The sequence below is a fragment of the Janthinobacterium sp. Bl 1 genome, assembly GCF_058215535.1.
The window spans coordinates 5,833,368-5,851,697 of sequence record NZ_CM177086.1 but is presented as its reverse complement, the minus strand read 5'-3'; the positions used below and the strand labels follow the sequence as shown (position 1 = coordinate 5,851,697).

General features: G+C 64.2%; 17 protein-coding genes. 12 read left to right on the top strand and 5 right to left on the bottom strand.

The window, feature by feature from the left end:
- The first annotated feature begins 20 nt into the window (after window positions 1-20).
- The 12 genes from paaK to AC4BCN_RS26330 all read left to right on the top strand — a co-directional run bounded on the left by paaK (window position 21) and on the right by AC4BCN_RS26330 (window position 13,759).
- Window positions 21-1,349, top strand: coding sequence for a phenylacetate--CoA ligase PaaK (gene paaK, locus AC4BCN_RS26385; protein WP_128143227.1), 1,329 nt, complete (start codon window positions 21-23; stop codon window positions 1,347-1,349).
- A 22-nt stretch (window positions 1,350-1,371) separates the two neighbouring features.
- Window positions 1,372-2,577, top strand: a complete 1,206-nt coding sequence (gene pcaF, locus AC4BCN_RS26380; protein WP_490492113.1) for a 3-oxoadipyl-CoA thiolase — start codon at window positions 1,372-1,374, stop codon at window positions 2,575-2,577.
- Between the two features lie 90 nt (window positions 2,578-2,667).
- Window positions 2,668-3,819: an ABC transporter substrate-binding protein gene (locus AC4BCN_RS26375; RefSeq protein ID WP_070301131.1), complete on the top strand. Its 1,152-nt coding sequence runs from the start codon at window positions 2,668-2,670 to the stop codon at window positions 3,817-3,819.
- Window positions 3,820-3,904: 85 nt separating this feature from the next.
- On the top strand, window positions 3,905-4,783 hold the full coding sequence (locus AC4BCN_RS26370) for a branched-chain amino acid ABC transporter permease (protein WP_034746373.1): 879 nt from the start codon (window positions 3,905-3,907) through the stop codon (window positions 4,781-4,783).
- Window positions 4,780-5,763, top strand: a complete 984-nt coding sequence (locus tag AC4BCN_RS26365) for a branched-chain amino acid ABC transporter permease (protein WP_128141850.1) — start codon at window positions 4,780-4,782, stop codon at window positions 5,761-5,763. The genes AC4BCN_RS26370 and AC4BCN_RS26365 overlap by 4 nt, the downstream gene beginning before the upstream one ends.
- Before the next feature lies 1 nt (window position 5,764).
- The gene (locus AC4BCN_RS26360; protein ID WP_072454989.1) at window positions 5,765-6,520 is read left to right on the top strand and encodes an ABC transporter ATP-binding protein; all 756 of its coding nucleotides are present in this window, start codon (window positions 5,765-5,767) and stop codon (window positions 6,518-6,520) included.
- Window positions 6,520-7,251 (top strand): ABC transporter ATP-binding protein, encoded by a 732-nt coding sequence (locus tag AC4BCN_RS26355; protein ID WP_490493636.1) that lies wholly within the window; start codon window positions 6,520-6,522, stop codon window positions 7,249-7,251. The genes AC4BCN_RS26360 and AC4BCN_RS26355 overlap by 1 nt, the downstream gene beginning before the upstream one ends.
- A gap of 77 nt (window positions 7,252-7,328) precedes the next feature.
- A complete protein-coding gene (gene paaY / locus AC4BCN_RS26350; RefSeq protein WP_139090696.1) occupies window positions 7,329-7,943 on the top strand; it encodes a phenylacetic acid degradation protein PaaY in 615 nt (204 codons plus the stop codon).
- A 62-nt stretch (window positions 7,944-8,005) separates the two neighbouring features.
- Entirely contained in the window at window positions 8,006-10,057 is a 2,052-nt protein-coding gene (paaZ, locus tag AC4BCN_RS26345) for a phenylacetic acid degradation bifunctional protein PaaZ (protein WP_490492112.1), read from the top strand.
- A gap of 384 nt (window positions 10,058-10,441) precedes the next feature.
- On the top strand, window positions 10,442-11,704 hold the full coding sequence (locus tag AC4BCN_RS26340; RefSeq protein ID WP_139090698.1) for a hypothetical protein: 1,263 nt from the start codon (window positions 10,442-10,444) through the stop codon (window positions 11,702-11,704).
- A 10-nt stretch (window positions 11,705-11,714) separates the two neighbouring features.
- Window positions 11,715-12,119: a type 2 periplasmic-binding domain-containing protein gene (locus tag AC4BCN_RS26335; protein ID WP_139090699.1), complete on the top strand. Its 405-nt coding sequence runs from the start codon at window positions 11,715-11,717 to the stop codon at window positions 12,117-12,119.
- Between the two features lie 59 nt (window positions 12,120-12,178).
- Entirely contained in the window at window positions 12,179-13,759 is a 1,581-nt protein-coding gene (locus AC4BCN_RS26330; RefSeq protein ID WP_490492111.1) for a methyl-accepting chemotaxis protein, read from the top strand.
- Between the two features lie 33 nt (window positions 13,760-13,792).
- Here AC4BCN_RS26330 and AC4BCN_RS26325 read toward each other — a convergent pair whose 3' ends face one another.
- From AC4BCN_RS26325 to AC4BCN_RS26305, 5 genes are read right to left on the bottom strand one after another with little or no spacing between them, the layout of a single operon-like run.
- A complete protein-coding gene (locus tag AC4BCN_RS26325; protein WP_490492110.1) occupies window positions 13,793-15,016 on the bottom strand; it encodes a M24 family metallopeptidase in 1,224 nt (407 codons plus the stop codon).
- A 45-nt stretch (window positions 15,017-15,061) separates the two neighbouring features.
- Window positions 15,062-15,598, bottom strand: coding sequence for a type II secretion system GspH family protein (locus AC4BCN_RS26320; RefSeq protein WP_223278877.1), 537 nt, complete (start codon window positions 15,596-15,598; stop codon window positions 15,062-15,064).
- Window positions 15,585-15,968 (bottom strand): type IV pilin protein, encoded by a 384-nt coding sequence (locus tag AC4BCN_RS26315; RefSeq protein ID WP_152988424.1) that lies wholly within the window; start codon window positions 15,966-15,968, stop codon window positions 15,585-15,587. The genes AC4BCN_RS26320 and AC4BCN_RS26315 overlap by 14 nt, the downstream gene beginning before the upstream one ends.
- 5 nt (window positions 15,969-15,973) lie before the next feature.
- Window positions 15,974-16,444, bottom strand: a complete 471-nt coding sequence (locus AC4BCN_RS26310; RefSeq protein ID WP_490492109.1) for a type II secretion system protein — start codon at window positions 16,442-16,444, stop codon at window positions 15,974-15,976.
- Window positions 16,441-18,321, bottom strand: coding sequence for a secretin GspD/PilQ domain-containing protein (locus tag AC4BCN_RS26305; protein WP_490492108.1), 1,881 nt, complete (start codon window positions 18,319-18,321; stop codon window positions 16,441-16,443). Before AC4BCN_RS26305 ends, AC4BCN_RS26310 begins: the two co-directional genes overlap by 4 nt.
- Window positions 18,322-18,330: the final 9 nt, after the last annotated feature.

The following is an 18,330-nucleotide window of genomic DNA, read 5'->3' as shown; positions in this document are numbered from 1 at the left end:
TAACGATTCAGGAGACAATGATGGTCCAACGTACGCCTTCCCCGAATGACCTCGAGCCGATCGAGCGTGCCAGCAAGGATGAACTGCAGGCGCTGCAGCTCGAACGCATGAAATGGACGCTCAAGCACGCGTATGACAACGTGCCCCATTACCGCGCCGCTTTTGACGAAGCGGGCGTGCATCCGGACGACCTCAAATCCCTGGCGGACCTGGCAAAATTCCCGTTCACCGATAAAAAAGTCTTGCGCGACAATTACCCGTTCGGCCTGTTCGCCGTGCCGCGCGAGCAAGTGGTACGCATCCACGCGTCGAGCGGCACCACGGGCAAGGCCACGGTGGTCGGCTACACGCAGAACGACATCGATACCTGGGCCAACGTGGTGGCGCGTTCGATCCGTGCAGGCGGCGGGCGCGCGGGCGACATGGTGCATATCTCCTACGGCTACGGCCTGTTCACGGGCGGCCTGGGCGCGCACTACGGCGCCGAACGCCTGGGCTGCACGGTCATCCCGATGTCCGGCGGACAGACGGAAAAGCAGGTGCAATTGATCCAGGATTTCAAGCCATCGATCATCATGGTCACGCCATCGTATATGCTCAACATCATCGAGGAATTCACGCGCCAGGGCCTGGATCCGGCCGAATCGTCGCTGAAGGTGGGCATCTTCGGCGCCGAGCCGTGGACGGACGCCATGCGTTCGGAGATCGAAGCGCGCGCCGGCATCGACGCCGTCGATATCTATGGCCTGTCCGAAGTGATGGGCCCTGGCGTGGCATCCGAGTGCATCGAGAGCAAGGACGGTCCCGTCATATGGGAAGACCATTTCTACCCGGAGATCATCGACCCGGAAACGGGCGAAGTGCTGCCGGACGGCGCGGAGGGCGAACTGGTGTTTACCTCCTTGTCGAAAGAGGCGCTGCCCATCATCCGCTACCGCACGCGCGACCTGACCCGCTTGCTGCCGCCGACGTCGCGCTCGATGCGCCGCATCGGCAAGATCACGGGCCGTTCCGACGACATGCTGATCATCCGCGGCGTAAACGTCTTCCCTACGCAGATCGAAGAGCTGATCCTCAAGATGCCGCGTCTGGCGCCGCAATACCAGCTGGTGGTGACGCGCGACGGCCACCTCGACAAACTGGAAGTGATCGCCGAGCTGCGCATCGACCTGACCGCCACCATCTCGGCCAGCGAAACGGACGCGCTGGCGCGCGAACTGGAACACCGTATCAAGACGCATGTGGGCGTGAGCACGCGCGTGCGCCTGGTGGCCGCCGCCGGCATCGAACGCACCTTGACGGGCAAGGCCCGCCGCGTGGTCGACCAGCGCCCGAAGATTTTCTCCTGATAGCCCGAACAAGGAAGCAAACATGAACGAAGCCTTTATCTGTGACGCCGTACGCACTCCTTTCGGCCGCTACGGCGGCGCCCTGGCCAGCGTGCGCGCGGACGACCTGGGCGCGCTGCCGATCGCCGCGCTGATTGCCCGCAACCCGTCCGTCGACTGGTCCGCCATCGACGACGTGTTTTACGGCTGCGCCAACCAGGCGGGCGAAGACAACCGCAACGTGGGCCGCATGGCCGCGCTGCTGGCCGGCTTGCCTGTCGGCGTGCCGGCCAATACCATCAACCGCCTGTGCGGTTCCAGCCTGGATGCCGTGGGCATGGCTGCCCGCTCCATCAAAGCGGGCGAAGCGGAACTGATCATCGCCGGCGGCGTGGAAAGCATGACGCGCGCGCCTTTCGTGATGGGCAAGGCCGACAGCGCGTTTTCGCGCGCGGCGAAAATCGAGGACACGACACTGGGCTGGCGTTTTGTGAACGGCAAGATGAAGGCGCAGTACGGCATCGACACCATGCCGGAAACGGCGGAAAACGTGGCCGTGGAGTTCGGCATCAGCCGCGCCGACCAGGATGGTCTAGCCTTGCGCAGCCAGCAGCGCTGGGCTGCCGCCCACGCGGCCGGCGTGTTCGAGCGCGAAATCGTGCCCGTCGCCGTGCCGCAAAAAAAGGGCGATCCGAAGATGGTCACCAGCGACGAACATCCGCGCCCGGACACCTCGCTGGAGATGCTGGCAAAGCTCAAGGGCGTGGTCAAGGCTGATGGCACCGTCACGGCCGGCAATGCCTCGGGCTTGAACGACGGCGCCTGCGCCATCTTGCTGGCATCCGCCGCCGCCGTCGATAAATACAAATTGACGCCGCGCGCAAAAGTGCTGGGCATGGCCACGGCCGGCCTGGCGCCGCGCATCATGGGCTTTGGCCCATCGCCCGCGTCGCGCAAGGTGCTGGCGCAGACGGGATTGACCATCGAGCAGATGGACGTCATCGAACTCAATGAAGCGTTTGCGGCGCAGGCCCTGGCCGTCACGCGCGACCTGGGCCTGGCGGACGATGCGGCCCACGTGAACCCGAATGGCGGCGCGATCGCCATCGGCCACCCGCTGGGCGCATCGGGCGCGCGCCTGGTGATGGCGGCCCTGAACCAGTTGGAGCGCACGGGCGGGCGCTATGCGCTGTGCACCATGTGCATCGGCGTGGGGCAGGGTATTGCTGTAGTAATTGAACGCGTATAAACGCGTAAAGCTAAGTAAAAACAAAAGGCGCAGGCTTGTAAAAAAGCGCCAACCAAAATTGACCGTAGTGCCAACCTGGTGGAGACCATAATGATTGCCAATATCTTCAAGAAAACCCTGATCGCCGGCGTGCTGGCCATGTCCGCCGCGGGTGCGTATGCGGCCGAGAACATCAAGATCGGTTCCGTGCTGTCCGTCACGGGCCCTGCCGCCTTCCTGGGCGACCCTGAACTGAAAACCCTGCAGCTGTACATCGAGAAGATCAATGCGGCCGGCGGCGTCCTGGGACGCAAGCTGGAACTCGTGCATTACGACGACGGCAGCGATGCGGCCAAGGCCAACGGTTTCACGAAACGCCTGATCGAGTCCGACAAGGTCGATGTGCTGATCGGCGGCACGACCACCGGTGCGACGATGGCAATGGCGCCGCTGGTGGAGCGCGCCAGCATGCCGTTCATCTCGCTGGCGGGCGCCGTGGTGATCATCGACCCGGTCAAGAAATGGGTCTTCAAGACACCGCATACGGACCGCATGGCGGCCGAGAAGGTGTTCGAGGACATGAAGAAACGCGGCATCAGCAAGGTGGGCCTGCTGTCGGAAACGAGCGGCTTTGGCGCCTCGGGCCGCAAGGAATCGCAAATCGTCGCCTCGAAATACGGCATCACCCTGGTGGCCGATGAAACCTACGGCCCGAAAGATACGGACATCACGGCACAGCTGACCCGCATCAAGAACACCAAGGGCGTACAAGCCGTGTTCGTGTTTGGCCTGGGCCAGGGGCCGGCCGTCGTGACCAAGAACTATGGCCAGCTGGGCATGGCCGCGCTGCCGCTGTACCAGTCGCATGGCGTGGCGTCCGACGAATACCTGAAACTGTCGGGCAAGTCCGCCGAAGGCGTGCGCCTGCCAACACCGGCGCTCTTGATCGGCGCCATGCTGCCGGACAGCGACGCACAGAAGGCCGTCGTCGTCGGCTACGACAAGACGTATAAAGACCGCTACAAGATCGATCCATCGACCTTTGGCGGCTATGCGCTCGACGCCCTGAACCTGTCGGTCGACGCCATCAAGCGTGCCGGCGGCACGGACCGCGAAAAAGTGCGCGCGGCGCTGGAATCGACCAAGGGTTTTGTCGGTACCACCGGTGTCTTCAACATGTCGGCGAAAGACCACATGGGCCTGGACCTGTCGGCGTTCCGCATGGTGGAAGTGAAGAACGGCGAATGGCAATTGTCGAAGTGATGTTCGAAACAAGGTAAGCCAGAAGTACCTGCGCGAGGCCGCCCCCGAAGGCGGCCCGCGCATCGCCGAACATATTGGAGACACCATGGAAGTCGCACAATTTCTACAATTTCTGTATTCCGGGATGACGGTCGGTTCCGCCTATGCGCTGGCGGCGCTGGGCTTTACCATCATCTACAACACCAGCGGCGTGATCAACTTCGCCCAGGGCGAATTCATCATGCTGGGCGGGATGCTGGCCGCCGTGATGTCGGCCGCCGGCGTGCCGCTGCCAGTAGCCATCATTGTGGCCGTCATCGCCACCGGCATCATTGGCCTGCTGATGGAAAAAACCGTGATCGAGCCGGCGCAAAACGCGCAGGTCATCACGCTGTTGATCATCACCATCGGCGCCTCGCTCGTGCTGCGCGGCCTCGTGCAAATCTGGCTGGGCAAGGACACGCATTCGCTGCCAGCATTTTCCGGCGACGCGCCGATCGAATTTTTGGGCGCCAGCCTGCTGCCGCAAAGCCTGTGGGTGCTGGGCGTGACGGTCGTCATCGTGCTGGTGCTGGGCTGGTTCTTCGGCCGTACCCTGATGGGCAAGGCCATGCTGGCCACCTCGCACAACAAGCTGGCCGCGCAACTGGTGGGCATCAACACGCGCAAGGTGTTGCTGTTCTCGTTCGGCCTGTCGGCACTGCTGGGTGCTGCCGGCGGCATCCTCGTCGCACCGATCACTTACACGTCCTACGACGCGGGCATCATGCTGGGCCTGAAAGGCTTTGTCGCCGCTGTTCTCGGTGGCCTCGGTGGCGGCGCGGGCGCGATTGCCGGTGGGCTGATCCTCGGCATCGCCGAAGCCATGACGGCCGGCTACATCTCCTCGGCCTACAAAGATGCGGTGCCTTTCGTGCTGATCCTGCTGATCCTGTTCTTCCTGCCGCAAGGCTTGTTTGGCGCTAAAAATTCGGAGCGTGTATGAAGAATTTATTTACCCGCTCGCGCCACGGTGGCCTGCTGGTGCTGGCGCTGATCCTGGCCATCCTGCCGCTGTTCCTTACCAACGCGTTCTACTATGACGTGGCGATCCGCATCGCCCTGAACGCCATCGTCGTCATCGGCCTCAATCTGCTGATGGGCTATACGGGCCAGATCAGTCTCGGTCACGCGGGTTTCTATGGCCTGGGCGCGTATGCGTCGGCCGTGCTGACCACGCACTACGGCTGGCCGCCGCTGGCCGCCCTGGCCGCCGGGGCCGTCGCCACGGGCCTGCTGGCGCTGCTGCTGGCCCGCCCCGTATTGAAGCTCAAAGGCCATACGCTGGCCATGGCGACCCTGGGCCTGGGCATCATCATTTCCATCGTCATCAACAACGAGACGCAGTGGACGGGTGGTCCTGACGGCATCGGCGTGTCCGCCTTCAGTGTCGCCGGCCTGGAGATCGCCGGTGAAAAATCGTGGTACCTGGTGTGCGCCGTGCTGCTGTTGCTGGTCACGTGGCTGGCCCTGAACCTGATCGACTCGCCCGTCGGCCGCGCGCTGCAAGCGATTCACGGTTCGGAAGTGGCGGCCCGCGTCGTTGGCGTCGATACGACCCGCTTCAAGGTGCGCGTGTTCGTGCTGTCGGCCGTCATTGCCAGCATCGCGGGCAGCATCAGCGCCCATTACATCGGTTTCATCACGCCCAACCTGGCCGGCTTCTTCCACTCGATCGAGCTGGTGACGATGGTGGTGGTGGGCGGCATGGCGTCGATCTTCGGCTCCATCATCGGTGCGGCCCTGCTGACGATCCTGCCACAGCTGCTGTCCAGTTTCGAAGGCTGGGAAACGGTGGTGTTTGGCGTGATCCTGATGGCCACCATGATCTTCATGCCGAAAGGCCTGGTGCCGAGCCTGGCCAGCCGTTCGCGCAAGCGGGCAGCCACGCCGAAAGCACCCGTTAAATCCGCACAGGAGGTCTGAGATGCTGACGATTAACAAGCTGAGCAAGAGCTTCGGCGGCGTGCACGCGGTGCAGGACGTCAGTTTTACCGTCAAGGAAGGCAATATCCACTCCGTGATCGGTCCGAACGGCGCCGGCAAGACGACCTTGTTCAACCTGATCACGGGCGTGTACACGCCGACCAAGGGCGAAATTTTGCTCAATGGCGAGAACGTGGCCGCCATGTCGCCCGATGCGCTGGCGCGGCGCGGCATGAGCCGCACCTTCCAGAACCTGCAGGTGTGCATGAACATGACGGCCATCGATAACGTGATGGTGGGCGCGCATCTGCGGCTGAACCAGAACCTGTTCGCTTCCATGCTGCGCCTGCCATCCGTGCGCCGCGCCGATGCGGCCTGCCGCGACGAGGCGGCGGGCCTGATGGAATTTGTCGGCGTGGGCCGGCATGTCGATGACGAGGCGGGGCAGATGTCGTATGGCGCCTTGAAACGCCTGGAAATCGCCCGCGCACTGGCGGCCAAGCCGAAAGTGCTGCTGCTCGATGAACCGGCGGCCGGCTTGAACCACACGGAAACGGGCGAGATCGAAGCCTTGATCCGCAAGGTGGCGCAATCGGGCGTGACGGTGGTGCTGGTCGAGCATGACATGAAACTGGTGATGAATCTGTCGGACCATATCCTGGTACTCGACTATGGCAAGAAGCTGGCCGAAGGGACCGCCGCCGAAGTGCGCGCGAACCCCGACGTGGTGGCGGCCTATCTGGGAGTGGCGGCATGATGAAGATGGAAAAACCTCAGACACCGCTGGTGCTCGACATCCAGGGATTGACTAGCCACTATGGCCGCATCCAGGCCTTGCACGGCATCGACCTGCAAGTGCGCCAGGGCCAGCTGGTGGCGCTGGTGGGCGCGAATGGCGCCGGCAAGACGACCCTGCTGCGGGCCATCTCCGGCGTGCAGCCGATCAGCGCCGGCAGCATCGCCTTCGCCGGCCAGGATGTCAGCCGCATGAGCGCCGACAAGCGCGTGCGCAGCGGCATCTGCCAGGTGCCGGAAGGGCGCCAAGTATTCGGCCCCATGACGGTGGAAGACAATCTGCGCCTAGGCGCGTTTACCCGTCCGCCGCAAGACGTGGGCGGTGACATGGAGCGCATGTACGGCCTGTTCCCCATCTTGAAGGAAAAGCGCTTGCTGCTGGCCGGGACGCTGTCGGGCGGACAGCAGCAGATGCTGGCCATGGCGCGCGCGCTGATGGGCCGTCCGCAACTGCTGCTGCTCGACGAACCGAGCATGGGCCTGGCGCCGCTCCTGATCGCGGAAATCTTCCGCATCGTGGCCGAACTGCGCGATCAGGGCATCACCATCTTCCTCGTCGAGCAGAACGCGCATGCGGCCCTGTCGATTGCCGACGTGGGTTATGTGATCGAGACGGGCGCCATCACCTTGTCCGGGCCCGGTCCTGAATTGCTGCATAACGAGCAGGTGCAGAGCGCCTACTTGGGTATGTGATGACGTAGGTCGGATTAGCGCTTGCGCGTAATCCGACATCAGCCGCTACGGCTGGCAATAATGTTTTGGAGAGCAATATGGTCAAAGTCTACGAAATCAACGGCGTCACCCCCGTCGTCCACCCCAGCGCCTATGTGCACCCGTCGGCCGTGCTGATCGGCGACGTGATCGTCGGCCCGCGCTGCTATATCGGTCCGCTGGCCTCGATCCGCGGCGACTTTGGCCGCCTGATCCTGGAAGAAGGCGCGAACCTGCAGGACACCTGCGTCATGCACGGTTTTCCCGGTTGCGACACGGTGGTTGAAGTCGATGGCCATGTGGGCCATGGCGCCGTGCTGCACGGCTGCCGCATCGGCCGCAATGCGCTTGTCGGCATGAACGCCGTGGTGATGGACAACGCCGTCATCGGCGAGGAATCCATCGTCGCGGCCATGAGTTTCGTCAAGGCGGGCATGATCGTCGCGCCGCGCAGCATGGTGGTGGGCACGCCCGCCAGGATCATCCGCGCGTTGACCGACGATGAAATCCAATGGAAAAGCTCGGGCACGGGCCAGTACCACGAACTGGCCGTGCGTTCCATGCAGACGATGCGCGAAGTGGAAGCCCTGACGCAAGTCGAGGCGAACCGCCAGCGCCTGAATTTCGAATCGGCATTGCCGCTGCATTTGCACAAGAACGCCGCCGCGCAATAAGCAATATGGGCGTAAATGGTCGGATTAGACCCGACGCCACCGACCATTTATGGAGAAACAAAATGGCTCAAATATCCACCCTGCAAAGCCTGATCGCCGGCCGCTGGCTGGGCGAAAGCGCCGCCGTGCCCCTGCACAGCGCCTTGAACAACCGCGTCATCTATCACACGCATGCGGAAAAGATCGACTTCGACGAAGCCGTCACGTATGCGCGCAAGACGGGCGTGCCGGGCCTGATGGCGCTGGACTTCCAGCAGCGCGCCGCGCGCCTGAAGGCGCTGGCCCTGTACCTGGTCGAGCGCAAGGAAGAGCTGTATGCGATCTCGCATTTGTCGGGCGCTACGCGCGCCGACAGCTGGGTCGACATCGAAGGCGGCACGGGCACCCTGTTCGCCTACGCCAGCATGGGCAGCCACGAACTGCCGTCATCTAACGTGTTGCACGAAGGCCCGGCCATCGCGCTTGGTAAAAAAGGCGGTTTCGCCGGCACGCACATCCTGGTGCCGCGCGGCGGCCTGGCCGTGCACATCAACGCCTTCAATTTCCCCATCTGGGGCTTGCTGGAAAAGTTTGCGCCCAGCTTCCTGGCGGCCATGCCCTGCATCGCCAAGCCGGCCACGGCGACCAGCTATTTGACGCAAGCCGTCGTGCGCATGATGCATGAATCGGGCTTGCTGCCGGCCGGCAGTTTGCAGCTGGTGATCGGCTCCACGGGCGACTTGCTGGACCGCCTGAATGGCCAGGATTTCGTCACCTTTACGGGTTCGGCCGCGACGGCCGCCAAGCTGCGCACCAATCCGAACCTGATCGCCCAGTCCGTGCCTTTCAACGGCGAAGCCGATTCGCTCAACTGCGCCATCCTGGCGCCGGACGTCACGCCCGACGACGTGGAATTCGACCTGTTCGTCAAGGAAGTCGTGCGCGAGATGACGGGCAAGTCGGGCCAGAAGTGCACGGCGATTCGCCGCATCATCGTGCCCGAGCACCTGATGGACGCCGTCGGCACGCGCCTGCGCGAGCGCCTGGCCAAGGTGGTGGTGGGCGATCCATCCATCGAAGGTGTGCGCATGGGCGCGCTGGCGTCGAAAGAGCAGCAGAACGACGTGGCTGAACGTGTCGCCACCCTGTCGCAGGGTAACGAGGTGGTGTTCGGCGCGGCCGACGGTTTCAGTCCCCTCGGTGATGGCGCCCTTGACGGCAGCTTCTTCTCGCCGACCTTGCTGATGTGCCGCGACGCCTTTGGCAACGACGCCGTGCATGACGTGGAAGCGTTCGGCCCCGTCAGCACCATGATGGGCTACCACGATATCGACGAAGCGCTGGCCCTGGCCGCGCGCGGCAAGGGCAGCCTGGTGAGCACCCTGGTGACGCGCGATCCGAAGATCGCCGCGCGCGTGGTGCCGCAAGTGGCGGCCACGCATGGCCGCGTGCACGTGCTCGAGCGCGTCGCGTCCGTCGATTCGACGGGCCATGGCTCGCCCTTGCCGCAACTGAAGCACGGCGGCCCTGGCCGCGCGGGCGGCGGCGAAGAGCTGGGCGGCGTGCGCGCCGTGCGCCACTACCTGCAACGGGCGGCCGTGCAAGGCTCGCCGACCATGCTGGCGGCCATCACCGGCGAGTACGTGCGCGGCGCGGACGTCAACGAAAGCCCGATCCACCCGTTCCGCAAACACTTCGAGGATTTGAAGACGGGCGACTCGCTGCTCACGCACCGCCGCACCGTCAGCGAAGCGGACATCGTCGCCTTCGGCGGCATCTCGGGCGACTTCTTCTACATGCACTTCGACGAAATCGCGGCCAAGGAATCGCAGTTCGGCAAGCGCATCGCCCACGGCTACTTTGTGCTGTCGGCCGCCGCCGGCCTGTTCGTCTCGCCTGGCGTCGGTCCCGTGCTGGCCAACTATGGCCTGGACAACCTGCGCTTCGTCGCGCCGGTGGCGATTGGCGACACCATCCGCGCCCGCCTGACGTGCAAGCGCAAGGTCGACCGCAACCGCAAGGACGTCTTTGGCGTGGGCCAGGGCGTGGTCGCGTGGGACGTGCAGGTGACGAACCAGAACGAGGAACTGGTGGCCAGCTACGACATCCTGACCCTGGTGTCGAAGCGCGAATAAGCGTCTGCCGCAGCACTGGCGTGAACGGCGCCGCCCGCGATCTTCGCGCGGGCGGCGCTTTTTTTATTCCAGTTCCTTTCGTCTTGAATTATCCATAAGTGTATGAAAAATATAGCGTAAGTGTGGTTTTGCACGGCGTGCTATTTAGATAAACCCCTCTAGAACGCGTGCTTTTTTCGTCAAAAGAGGCGAATTCGCTCATTGCCTCAAGAAAACTTTCCAACGTAAAACCTTTTCTCTGTAGCATGGTTTTACTCACTGGTCACGCCGCCATCACGCCCGAAGCGATGGCGGCGCGAAAAAAACGGACCCGGCCTTTTACGGCCGGTGAGCCATCGACCTCGAGCCCAACTCCACGTTCACCGCTACGGGTATTTAATTACTATGAATAAACACGTCCTGCTTTTCCTGCTGGCCATGCCCTTGGCCATCAGCCATGCCTATGCCGAAGAACCCACCGGCCCCGCGGTCAAGATCAGCGGTTACGGCACTGCCGCCCTGACCATGGCCGATACCGATAACGCGCAGTTCGCGCGCCCGAACCAGGCTGCCGGCGCCGGCCGCACTGCCCGCACGGGCGTCGATTCCAACCTGGGACTGCAGGCCAATGTCACCGTCAACCAGTGGCTGTCGGCCACCGTGCAGGGCCTGGCGCGCAAGGACGGCGAGGACGATTTCGGCGCCGAACTAGCGTGGGCCTTCGCCAAGGCCAAGGTATCGGACAGCTTCAGCGTGCGCGTTGGCCGCATGGGCCTGCCCGTCTTCATGATTTCCGATTACCGCAACGTCGGCTATGCCAACACCATGCTGCGCCCGCCCGGCGAAATGTATTCGCAGGTACCGCTGAACAGCATCGACGGCATCGACGGCACCTACCAGTTCAGCGCGGGCGACACGAGCGTCACGACGCAGCTGGCGCTGGGCCGCACCAAGGCCACCCTGGCCACAGGTCCCGCTTCGACCGTGCAGGTGGAAGGCAAGTCCATCGTCGCCCTCAACGTGGTGGCCGAACATGGCCCCGTCACCGTGCGCTTCGGCCGTGCCGAGACCAAGCTGACGATCAACGATTCGCCCAGCCTGAATACCCTGATGGGCAGCTTGCGCGCGGCCGGCAGCGGCTACAGGATCGCCCAGCTGGGCGCCCTGGCCGATGCGCTGGAAGTCAAGGACAAGAAGGCGTCCTTCACGTCCGTGGGCCTGGGCCTGGACTGGAACAACGTACTGCTGCAGTCCGAATATGCGAAGCGCAAGACGGACAGCTATGTCAGCGACAGCACCTCGTGGTACGTGATGGGCGGCTACCGCATCGGCGCCTTTTTGCCCTACTACAGCCACGCCAGCCTGAAGGCCGATGGCCGCGTGAACAATACCGTGCCCGCATCTTGCCCGGCCGGCTATCCGGCCGCCTGCACGCCGACCCTGCGCGCCCTGTCGGCGGGCGTCGACACGCTCGCTTATACGCGCAACCAGCTCGAGCAATCGACGGACAGCATCGGCGTGCGCTGGGATTTCCACCGTTCGGCCGCGCTGAAAGTGCAGATCGACCGCATCAAGCCGAAGAATGGCCCTGGCCTGTTCGTGCAAGCCAAGCCAGGCTTCCATGGCCCCGTCACGGTGGCTGCCGCCGCCATCGATTTTGTTTTCTAAGGAGCGCCGCATGAAACCTTACATTTTTGCGGCTGCCTTGCTGGCGCTGTCGACCGCTGTTCCCGCCATGGCCGAAGTGGTCGTGGTGGTCAATCCGAAGAGCGCCGCCGGCGCCATGACGAATGAACAGGTGGCGCAATTCTTCCTCGGCAAATCGACGGCCATGACGCCGATCGACCAGCCGGAAAGCGCGCCCGTGCGCGCCGAGTTCTACAAGAAGGTGACGGACAAGGAACCGTCGCAGGCGAAGGCCCTGTGGTCCAAGCTGGTCTTCACGGGCAAGGCCACCTTGCCGAAGGAAGTGGCCAATAGCGCCGACGTGAAGAAGGCCGTGGCCGCCGATCCGAAAGCCATCGGCTATATCGAAAAGAGCGCCGTCGACGCCAGCGTCAAAGTGGTGTTGACGGCGCCATAAAGCCGGCCCGGGCCGCCCGCCATGCGGCGGCCCGGTACACATATCATCAGGAGACAGCAATGAGCATCAAACGCAAGATATGGGCGCTGCCTGTCGTCTCGGCCGTGATTTTCGGACTGGGCCTGGCCGTCAGCGCCTACCTGTCCACGGCCACGCTCAATTCCATCCACGCCACGGAAAGCGCCGACTATCCCGTGCTCGACATGGCCAAGTCGCTGACCCTGGACGTGGCCGCCGTGGGTGACGCCCTGCGCGACGCCGTCAGCGAAGGCGACAAGGAGCGCATCGGGCAAGTCGGCGGCCAGGCCGTCAAGCTGCGCGAAAAACTGGCCGCCTTTGCGGCGATTCCCGGCCAGCGCGAGCAGGGCCAGCGCCTGGCCAGGGAATTCGATGCCTACTATGCGCCGGCATTGAGCGCGGCGCGCATCATGCTGGAAATGGAAGAGGGCGACCCGCAAGCGACCGTGGCGCGCATGCAGGGCGCGCTGGCGGTGCTCAACACGGATCTGGCCAAGACCAACGAACAGGCGCAATTGCAGTTCAAGCAGGGCATCGAGCGCAGCGCGGCGAATGTGCGCAATGCGCTCAATACCAGCATCGCCGTGGCGCTGGCCGTCATCGTCTGCCTGGTGGCCGTCTCGCATTTCGTGGTGCGCGCCATCTGGCAGCAGCTGGGCGGCGAACCCGAATACGCGCGCCAGATCGCGCGCGCCGTGGCCGATGGCGACCTCTCGATGCACATTGTGACCGAGGCGGGCGACCAGGACAGCCTGCTGGCGGCGCTGAAGGAGATGCGTGGCCGGCTGGCCGGCATGGTGTCCGGTATCAAGGCGTCGGCCGAAACCATCCAGGTGGCCAGCGCGGAAATCGCCCAGGGCAATGCGGATCTGGCCGCGCGCACGGAATCGCAGGCGGGCAGCCTGGATCAGACGGCGCGCAGCATGGACAGCCTGACTTCCACCGTGCGCGATAACGCCGCCAACGCGGGCCAGGCGCACGAACTGGTGGTGTCGGCGTCGTCCGTGGCCGTGAAGGGCGGGCAAGTGGTCAGCCAAGTGGTCACCACCATGGGCGAGATCAACGATTCATCGAAGCGCATCGTCGACATCATCGGCGTCATCGACGGCATCGCCTTTCAGACGAACATCCTGGCCTTGAATGCGGCCGTGGAAGCGGCGCGCGCCGGCGAACAGGGACGCGGCTTTGCCGTGGTGGCGTCCGAAGTGCGCAGCTTGGCGCAGCGCAGCGCGGCAGCGGCGCGCGAGATCAAGCAACTGATCGGCGATTCGGTGGCCAAGGTGAACGTCGGTTCGAAGCTGGTCGACGAGGCGGGGCTGACCATGGGCCAGATCGTCGATTCCGTGAAAAAGGTGGCCGACATCATGGCCGAGATCAGCGCCGCCAGCCAGGCGCAAAGCGCCGGCATCGGCGACATCGGCGTGGCCATCGGCAGCATGGACCAGATGACGCAGCAAAACTCCGCGCTGGTGGAAGAAGCGTCGGCGGCGGCAGAGTCGCTGCAGGAGCAGGCCGTGCAGCTGGGCACGGCGCTGGCCGTGTTCAAGCTGGCGCAGGGCAGCGCTGTGGCGGATTACACGCAAGCCGCTAATCCGACGCACCGGGCGTTGGCGAAGACGTAGGTTGGATTAGCGCAGCGTAATCCAACACAGGGCTTAGGCCCGCAGCCCGAACGGATCGTCGATGCTGTGCGCCGGCTGCGTGAACCAGCGCGGACCGTTTTCCGTCATGTAAAAATGGTCTTCGTGGCGGATGCCGAATTCGCCGGGGATGCAGATCATCGGTTCGTTCGAGAAGCACATGCCCACGTCGAGCGGCGTCGTGTCATTGCCCACCAGGTAAGGCCACTCGTGGATATCGAGGCCGATGCCGTGGCCCGTACGGTGCGGCAGGCCTGGCAGCTTGTAGCCGGGGCCGTAGCCGTCCGCTTCCAGCGACACGCGCGCGGCGCGGTCCACGTCGCCGCAGGGCACGCCCAGCCGGGCGGCGGCGAAGGCGGCGGCCTGCGCGGCCTTTTCGCTGTTCCACACGCTGCGCTGGCGTTCGCTGATGGCGCCAAACACATAGGTGCGCGTGATGTCGGAGATGTAGTTCATCACCTGGCAACCCGTGTCGATCAGTACCGTGTCGCCTGCCTTCAGGGTTTGCACGTAGTTGACGCCATGCGGATAAGCCGTCGCCTCGCCGAACAGCACGATGCAGAAATACGAGCGGGGCGCGCCTACCTTGCGGTGCGCGCGCTGGATGAATTCTTCCACTTCCACCGTCGTGATGCCTTCGACCAGCATGCTGGCCGTGGCCACGTGTACGGCCAGGGTCATGTCCATCACGCGCTGCATCAGGGCGATTTCCGCCGATGACTTGCGGCTGCGGCAGTAGGCCGTGACGGCGCGCGCGTTTTCCAGCGCATAGCCGGGCGCCAGCGGCTTGATGCCGTCGTAGATGAAGAAGGCGGCGCTTTCGCAGATGCCCACGCGCGGCGGCGCAGCCGCATCCTGAGCCACGCCCATGCGCGCCAGCACGTCGGCGAACAGCTGGTACGGGCTTTCATGCTCTTCCCAGCAATTGACACGGCCTTCGATGAGCATGAAGCCTTGCAAGGTGCTTTCCTCGAACGCGGGGGCGATGTATTCGATGTCGCCGCTGGCCGGCAGGATGGCGCCCACCATGCGTTCGCTGGCATACCATTTGGTGCCCGTGAAATAAGTGAGGTTGGCGCCCGCGTTCAGGTAGATCGCGGCGATGCCCTGCTGGCGCATGAACGCTTGCGCCCTGGCGATGCGTTGCGCATGTTCGTCCTTGCCGATGGCGACCATGCCGCCCGTCATGTCCGACAGCGATGCCAATGCCTGTTCGATGGAAGTGCCACCTATGCTCATGCCTGCTCCTTTGTTCGATGCTGAATATGGAATGCGGGCATGATATCAGTTCGCGCCTTTCGGCTTGAGCCCGGGCGCGCCGCCGGCCGCATCGGGCGGTGCCAGCACCAGGTCGTGCGGATACGTGAAGTGCCAGTCCGCGTAGCGCTGCTTGCGGCGCAGGCTGGCGTCTTCATCGAGAAAATTGTCCTGCTTGATGGGCAGCTGCGGCGACAGCGAATGGATGCCGACGATGCGTCCCTCCTGCCGCAGCAGCCCCCATTCCGCCTTGCCCGTGACGGGATCCGCATACACGCGGCGCAAGTGCCGCCGGGCGTTGGCAAAGCGCGGGTCGCGCAGCAGTTCCTGCAGGGTCAATGGATAGCGGGGCCGCCCGTCGCCCGGCGTGCTGTCGTAGTAGCGGCCCAGCGCATTGCGGAATTCATGGCCGATGAACAGCAGCTCGCGCTCCTTGTCGCGCCGCGCGGCCGTGGCATGCAATTCGCTGGCCAGCACCAGGCCCACGCCCATGAAGGCCACCAGCATCAGGGTCCAGATATACGCGAAGCCCCGTGCGCGGCGCCGAAAATCAGAGCTGCTCAAAGGGGATGCCCTCGCGCGTCTTGCCCTTGGCGCCGCTGCGCACGTCGGCCACGCCGCCGATCTCGCCATTGGGCGAAGGGATCAGCTGCCAGGTGGCGGCGGACTCCGTGACGGGATCGAGTGGCACGCTGCGGAAGTAATGGTGGGTCACCAGGTCGTCCAGCGCGGCCGGATATTCTCCCTTGTCGGCATAGTATTTATCGAGGCCGCTCCTGAGCACCTGCAGGTTTTCCTTCAGTGCGACTTCCTTCGATTTTTCCACGGAACCGAAATAGCGGGGGATGGCGATCGTCAGCAGCAGCGAGATGATCGCCAGCACCACCAGCAGTTCGACCAGGGTAAAGCCGCGGCGTAGAGAAGAGGCAGGCATGGGGTTCACCATTGATTGAGCGGCACGCCGTTCAGGCCCACCTTGGTCGAGCGCGAGGCGATGTCGAACACGTCCTCGCCTTCGCTGGGGTTGTCGGGCGGCGAGGCATAGGCGCGCTTGCTCCAGCTGTCGGCCGCGCTGCCTTCTTCCCTGGGCTGGAACGGGTCGCGCGGCAAGCGGCGAAGGAAATAGATGTTCTGCTTCGATGGGCTGCGCTGGTCGGGGACGCCCTCGACCAGTTCATCGAGCTTTTTCGGATAGCCGGATGAACCCAGCGACAGCTTGATGCGGCCATTGTCCGACGCGCGCTTGTAGGCATCGATCGCTTCGCGCATCTCGATCAGGGCGCTGCGCAATTGCTGCTCCTTGGACCGTTGCAAGGCCACCTGCGCCATCGGCACGGCCACCGTGGCCAGGGTCGCCATGATGGCCAGGGTGATCATCAGCTCGATGAAGGTAAATCCCCTTGGCTTCACTGGCCACCCTTGCCTGATTTTTCGCCGGCGGCGGGCGCCTCGTCGCCGCCCGTCATGGGCGAGCCGCTGCGCGCCGGGGCTTGCTCGGGGGCGGCGATGACCTCGGGGGCGCCGCCCACGCTGGCGCGTCCGCCCACGGATGCTTCGGTGCCCGAGTTGAATTCGGCCGTCATCAGGTCCGGGCGGCGGATGCTGCGCAGCAGGCGCGGCGTGATCGACAGCACGATCTCGCTGCGCATGGCGTCGTCCTTCTGGCTGCCGAACAAACGGTTCAGCACGGGCAGTTCGCCCACGCCCGGCACCTTGTTGGCCGTGCCCCGGTCTTCGTCGCTGATCAGGCCTGCCAGCACCTGGGTCTCGCCATCCTTGAGGCGCAGCACGGTCGACGCGCTGCGCGTGCCAATCTGGTATGCCTGCGTGCCCGTCTTGCTGATCACTTCCTTGACGACGTTCGACACTTCCAGGTTGATCTTGATGGCTACTTCGTCGTCCAGGTAGACGTTCGGTTCCACGTCGAGTTTCAGGCCCACGTCGATGTAGTTGACGCTGTCGGAGCTGACGCCGTTATTCGTCGTGACGGTGATGACGGGCACGCGGTCGCCGATGAGGATCTTGGCTTTTTCCTTGTTGCGCACGCGGATGCGCGGGTTGGCGAGGATATTGCTGTCGCTGTCCGTCTTGTTGGCGTTCAGGGTGACGCCGCCGATGCCCAGGTTGATATTGTCGCCATTGATGCGGTGCAGGTCCGCCACTTTCAGGCCGCCCAGGCCTCCCGTGCTGCCTGCGACGCCGGCCAGTGTCAGGCTGGCCTGGTCCGGCCAGCGCACGCCCAGTTCCATCAGGCGCGTGCGCTTGACTTCCAGCACCTCGACTTCCAGCATCACTTCCGGGTCGGCCAGGTCTTGCACATTGATGATGCGCTCGGCCATGCGCACCATTTCCGGCGTATCGCGCAGCATGATGATGCCCAGGCGTTCATCGGTGACGACATCCTTGGCCTTGAGCAGGGTCTTGATGGAAAACGCCACCGTCTTGACGTCGGCATTGGCCAGAAAGAAGGTGCGCACGACGAGCTGCTGGTAATCCTTCACCTTTTGCGGCGTGTTCGGGTAGATCGTGATTGACTTGTCGCTGGTGATGCTTTGTTCCAGCTGGTTGGCGCTCAGCAGCATGGCGATCGCCTCTTCGATGCTGGTGTCGCGCACGGAGATCGTGGCGCGCAGGGCCGGGTCGACTTCCTTGTCGAAGACGAAGTTCAGGCCCGACACCTTGCTGATGAAATCGAACACGGAGCGCAGCGGAGCGTCGCGAAACTCGAGGGTGACGGGTTTCCTGTAGGCGGCCGCCAGCTTGCCGCCGGCCGGCAGGCTTTTCGACTGCGCTTCGCCGATGCGGCTTTTCAGTGCCAGCGCCTCGCGCTGTGCGGGGCGCTCCTGCAGCACCTGGCGCAAGGCTTCCTGGGCCTGCGCGACATTCGCTTCGCCACCGCGCTGGTAGCTGGCCTGCGCTTCCTGCACCAGCTTGCGGTGCCGTTCATCCTGCGCCACGCCGGCCAGGCCCCGCTGTGCCACGTCGTTGCTGGCGTCCAGCGCCAGCGCCTGCTGGTACAGCGCTTGCGCTTCGGGCAGCTTGCCCTGCTGGCGCAGCGCTTCCGCGCGGCCATTCAGCTTGTTCAGCGCGCGCATCCTGCCATTCGTGACGGCGATGCGGTACTTGGCGTTGGTCGGTTCGGCCTGCGCCGCCTGTTCCAGCAGGGCCAGGCCCTGTTCCGTGCGGCCCGCGCCCAGCATGGCCTGGCCATCGTTGTAGGCCTGGTTGCCGGCGCAGGCGGCCAGCAGGGACAGCACCGGCAGCAGGGTGATGAGATGACGAGACATACGTGCGGC

Bases quoted from the DNA above. Each gene is read 5' to 3' on its own strand.
- paaK (WP_128143227.1), top strand. From the start codon at position 21: ATGGTCCAACGTACGCCTTCCCCGAATGACCTCGAGCCGATCGAGCGT.
- pcaF (WP_490492113.1), top strand. From the start codon at position 1,372: ATGAACGAAGCCTTTATCTGTGACGCCGTACGCACTCCTTTCGGCCGC.
- AC4BCN_RS26375 (WP_070301131.1), top strand. From the start codon at position 2,668: ATGATTGCCAATATCTTCAAGAAAACCCTGATCGCCGGCGTGCTGGCC.
- AC4BCN_RS26370 (WP_034746373.1), top strand. From the start codon at position 3,905: ATGGAAGTCGCACAATTTCTACAATTTCTGTATTCCGGGATGACGGTC.
- AC4BCN_RS26365 (WP_128141850.1), top strand. From the start codon at position 4,780: ATGAAGAATTTATTTACCCGCTCGCGCCACGGTGGCCTGCTGGTGCTG.
- AC4BCN_RS26360 (WP_072454989.1), top strand. From the start codon at position 5,765: ATGCTGACGATTAACAAGCTGAGCAAGAGCTTCGGCGGCGTGCACGCG.
- AC4BCN_RS26355 (WP_490493636.1), top strand. From the start codon at position 6,520: ATGAAGATGGAAAAACCTCAGACACCGCTGGTGCTCGACATCCAGGGA.
- paaY (WP_139090696.1), top strand. From the start codon at position 7,329: ATGGTCAAAGTCTACGAAATCAACGGCGTCACCCCCGTCGTCCACCCC.
- paaZ (WP_490492112.1), top strand. From the start codon at position 8,006: ATGGCTCAAATATCCACCCTGCAAAGCCTGATCGCCGGCCGCTGGCTG.
- AC4BCN_RS26340 (WP_139090698.1), top strand. From the start codon at position 10,442: ATGAATAAACACGTCCTGCTTTTCCTGCTGGCCATGCCCTTGGCCATC.
- AC4BCN_RS26335 (WP_139090699.1), top strand. From the start codon at position 11,715: ATGAAACCTTACATTTTTGCGGCTGCCTTGCTGGCGCTGTCGACCGCT.
- AC4BCN_RS26330 (WP_490492111.1), top strand. From the start codon at position 12,179: ATGAGCATCAAACGCAAGATATGGGCGCTGCCTGTCGTCTCGGCCGTG.
- AC4BCN_RS26325 (WP_490492110.1), bottom strand. From the start codon at position 15,016: ATGAGCATAGGTGGCACTTCCATCGAACAGGCATTGGCATCGCTGTCG.
- AC4BCN_RS26315 (WP_152988424.1), bottom strand. From the start codon at position 15,968: ATGCCTGCCTCTTCTCTACGCCGCGGCTTTACCCTGGTCGAACTGCTG.
- AC4BCN_RS26305 (WP_490492108.1), bottom strand. From the start codon at position 18,321: ATGTCTCGTCATCTCATCACCCTGCTGCCGGTGCTGTCCCTGCTGGCC.